3 protein-coding genes and 1 pseudogene are annotated in these 3883 nt (G+C 60.6%); 2 read left to right on the forward strand and 2 right to left on the reverse strand.

Annotated features, from left to right (window positions below):
- Positions 1–783 precede the first annotated feature (783 nt).
- Positions 784–2043 carry a methyltransferase domain-containing protein gene (locus WA317_RS16095; protein WP_425173982.1) on the forward strand — a complete coding sequence of 420 codons (1260 nt, stop codon included), beginning with the start codon at positions 784–786 and terminating at the stop codon, positions 2041–2043.
- Between the two features lie 412 nt (positions 2044–2455).
- Positions 2456–2818: a PAS domain S-box protein gene (locus WA317_RS16100; protein ID WP_425173980.1), complete on the forward strand. Its 363-nt coding sequence runs from the start codon at positions 2456–2458 to the stop codon at positions 2816–2818.
- An 85-nt stretch (positions 2819–2903) separates the two neighbouring features.
- Here the strand turns inward: WA317_RS16100 and WA317_RS16105 are convergent, their stop codons facing one another.
- Both WA317_RS16105 and WA317_RS16110 read right to left on the reverse strand, forming a co-directional pair.
- Positions 2904–3557, reverse strand: coding sequence for a TetR family transcriptional regulator (locus WA317_RS16105; RefSeq protein WP_425173981.1), 654 nt, complete (start codon positions 3555–3557; stop codon positions 2904–2906).
- A 128-nt stretch (positions 3558–3685) separates the two neighbouring features.
- Positions 3686–3883 (reverse strand): annotated as a pseudogene (locus WA317_RS16110) (TetR/AcrR family transcriptional regulator); the annotation flags it as partial.

A 3883-nucleotide genomic window follows, 5' to 3' on the forward strand; every position in this document is an offset into this window, starting at 1 on the left:
TCGTCGGACCCCGAAGTGGTCAGGGGCGCCGAGTAGACGATGGCAACTGCGGCGCACATCGCAACCGCTGACTCTGCCGCCGCAGCGCTGGAAAGCGGGAACCCACCGTCTCAAGGCACCGGCTGAAGAGTGTAACGCAACGGTAAACACGCAATCAGTGCCGCTGAAGCGGGGTTGACCGTCGCTGGTGGCGGCGTCGGCACTGTCGATTGTGGTGGTCGCCTCCACGCTGCGTACCTTCCTCGCGTCGAGCCCGTGATGCCGCCGGTAGCCGCGGCGATGCCTGGTCACAATCGCCTGCCTCATCCCGCGAGCTCCGACGCAAGGGTTGCCAGGCGTGCGCTACCTGCCGCATTAGTCGGCTGATACGAGCGGCGGACAGACATATTTATAGTTTGTTCAACCCTAGCTGCCATCCAGATGGTATGTATACTGTTAAATAGCTGAGATGGCAGTTTGTAGTTGATGTGGCTGCCTCAAGCGCAGTGGCCGGGCGCTGCCGCCGAGCCTCCCTGGGTCGGTTTGTCCGGTAGCACCGTTAGGAGAAGCACATGTCATTCGTCACTACACACCCGGAGATGTGGCCGGGGTCGTTGTCAGGGTGGCGCGAAAACTTGGCCCGCTCTTGTCGGATCCCACCGCTTCGACGGCGACGCCTCGACCGAATACCACAACACCGCAAAGTGAAGTCCGTGACCGATGCTTACGTCGACGCCATTAACGCAGCGCCGTAATCCGCTTCAGGTGCGTTGGCCAGGTGAACTCCCAAGAAACGAGGAGCGGATGCAATGCCGCTTGTGTGACTCGAGCCGACTGCTCAGTGTCTTGGACCTCGGCGCGACTCCGCCATGCGAAAAGTTCCTCACCGCAGAAGAACTCGATCTACCCGAGCTGAGCTACCCGCTGCACCTGCGGCTTTGCGCGGACTGCCTGCTGTTGCAGATACCGGCATCCATCGCACCGGAGGACGCGCGCACCGAATACGCTCACATTTCTTCGTTCTCGGACGGCTGGGCGCAGCACGCGAAAACTTTCGCGGGCGAGGCCGTCAAGCGACTTAGGCTGGGAACCGATTCATTAGTGGTCGAAGTTGCCAGCAATGACGGCTACCTGCTGCAACATTTCGTCGCCGCGGGCATACGGTGCCTGGGAATTGACCCGTCGGTGAACGTCAGCGCCGCCGCTCAAAAGCGCGGTGTGCCGACGGTGTCGGCGTCTCTCGACGAGCAGCTGGCTCGCCGCGTGCGCGCTGAACATGGCCCGGCAGACCTGGTCGTCGCGAACGACGTCTACGCGCAGACGCCGGATCTGCTGGGCTTTACCCAATCCTTGCGGGGGCTGCTCGCCGACGAAGGGTGGCTGAACATCGAGGTACACCACGCGCTGAGGCTGGTCAGTTATGGCCAGTTCGACACGGTTTACCATGAACGCCACCAGTACTACACGCTGCTCTCGGCAGTACGCTCGCTTGCCACTGCCGGGCTGGCCGTCGTCGACGTGGAACTGTTACGTACGCACGGTGGGTCGCTACGGATCTGGGCTCGTCCCGCTCGGATCGCTGACCCGCCGACCGACCGAGTAGCCAAAGTGCTGCGCATCGAAAAGGCGGCGGGACTGCACCGCGTGGATGGTTACCTGCAACTGCGTCCGCGAACCGAGGCTTTGCGCCACGATCTATTGCGATTTCTACTCCGGTGCCGCGCCGAGGGCAAACGCGTTGTCGGTTATGGAGGTCCGGGCACAGGCAACACGTTGCTGAACTATTGCGGGATCCGTAGTGACCTCATGGAATACATCGTCGATCGCAATCCGGATAACCATGGCCGCTTCACGCCGGGCACCCACATCCCGGTACGCGACCCGGAGCTCATCAAACAGGATCGCCCAGACGTGGTTCTGGCGCTGCCCTGGAGCCTTGAAACCGAACTGACGGAGCAGCTTGCCTATCTCGCCGATTGGGGCGGCCAACTCTTCTTTCCTTTTCCTACCCTGCACCAAGCGACTGGCCTGGAATCCGGAGGCAGATGGACGCTGCTGTCATGAGGGCCCCCTCTATGCGAGTTTGGCAGCACATATAGCGCAACGTGCTGGCCGCAGGACAATGAAAAATCTTTGCGTCCGGGGCACTTCACCTACTTTTCGCCCGTCACGCTGACGAACTCGAGCGATGCGGTGGGAAATGACGTGCAACGGCTTGGGTGGGGTGTCGTCCGGCACCGCGCCCTAGTCGTCGTTGACACGTCGTTCGGTTCGTCATTCTGACCGCTCGGGGTAGTACTTATTGACCACGAACGCCGATTCGGCCAGGCTTTCCGAGCTTCGCGACTAGACAGACGGCGCGATGTAAGAGCTTCGCTCAGGCTCAATATGCACAATTCGACCGCGAGTGCCTCGTATGATCCATAATCGCCTCGTGGAGCGACGACGTGATTCGCACCCCGGCGAATCACACCCAATGGCGAACCTGAAGCAGTTGCCTGCGCCCGTGGTGTTGGAGCGGCTACCCGTCCCTGTGCTCGCTATCGCGCAGGACGGCACTATTTTGTTCGCCAACACTGCCTTCGCCGAGATGATGGGTTGCAGTACCGAAGAAGTTTTGTCATTGAAATTCGATCAGGTCTTCCACTCGGCGCCGGCCGACGAGTCCGTGCTCACTGTGGTGCATGCACTAGCGAATATGGTCGTCGAACTGGCGCACAGGGATGGCTCGGTTGTCCGGGCGCTGATGAGCAGGTCGGCTTTAATGCGTTGCGACGACCAACTTGCGATTGCGACCTTCCAGGACCTGACTGAAGAACTGTGGACTCACAAGCGTTAGGTATCGTTCAGGCCAGTAAAAGTTGTAGGTATCGAACTGGCCCTGCTGAGTTGGTTACAGTCGCGGGTTCTGGCCCCATTGTCACTCAAAGGGACGAATTGTGTTCGACGTGGCGCAGGGCCTCGCGGGCAAGAAACTCGCGAAAATAGGGCACCGACGCATCTTCGACGAGCGCAGGGAACAAAAGCTCCCACATTCGGCTTAGTCGCCCTGTGAGGTCGCTGCTGGACGTCGCCTTGCAGAGCAACTGGTTTCCATACATGGCGCCGACGATCGACTCGCTGACCACGTCCACATCGAGGTCCGCTCGAAGGTCGCCCTCAGCGATCGCCCGCCTGGCCTCAGTGGACATCACCTCCAACCAAGTGGTGTAGACCCGGAAAGCGGCTTCATTGAACTTGCCTAAAGTAAGGATCAGTTGGTCAGAGGCACGGGCCACCCTGTCGGAAGCCAGGAGCTCCGCGATCACGAACGTGCCGTGCACCATGTTCTCGAGTGCGGGCGAGGACGCAGACATGCTGCCTAAGGCAGCAAGTATGACCTCGGCGCCTTCGTCGATGATGGCGGACGCCAGCGATTCCATTGAATCGAAGTGGTGGTACAGGGCTCCTTTGGTCATCCCCGCACGCTCGATGATTTCGCCCCGACCAGCGGCCGTATACCCGACCTCATTGAACACGTCGATCGCCGCGTCAATGATCTTTTGCCGCGTGGCTTCCGATCGAACTTGGCGCGCCATCGCCTGCACCTCCGGAGTTCCGCCGACCTGCATAGACTCCGGCCCATCGGGGTCTCACTGGGCAAAGCCTAGCAGCTGCCGGTGGTAGGGCACTCGTAGTTTGAGTGGGCCGGTGGCCGCGGTCGTGGTCAGTGGGAATCGGGCGTGGCTGAGGTCGATTTGATGGCGAGTGCTGTTCGCCGCCTGATGAATTGGCGGAAATAGTCGACCCGGTTCGGTGGTACGAGGCCGGGCAGGAGCAGGAAGAAGCATTTTTCCAGGTCGAGCAGGAACTGCTCGGGCTGGTCCAGGTTGCTGGTTTGGCGCATTCCCATGTACAGCGACAC

It is taken from the genome of Mycobacterium sp. (assembly GCF_049802695.1).
In the GTDB taxonomy this organism is placed as follows: domain Bacteria; phylum Actinomycetota; class Actinomycetes; order Mycobacteriales; family Mycobacteriaceae; genus Mycobacterium.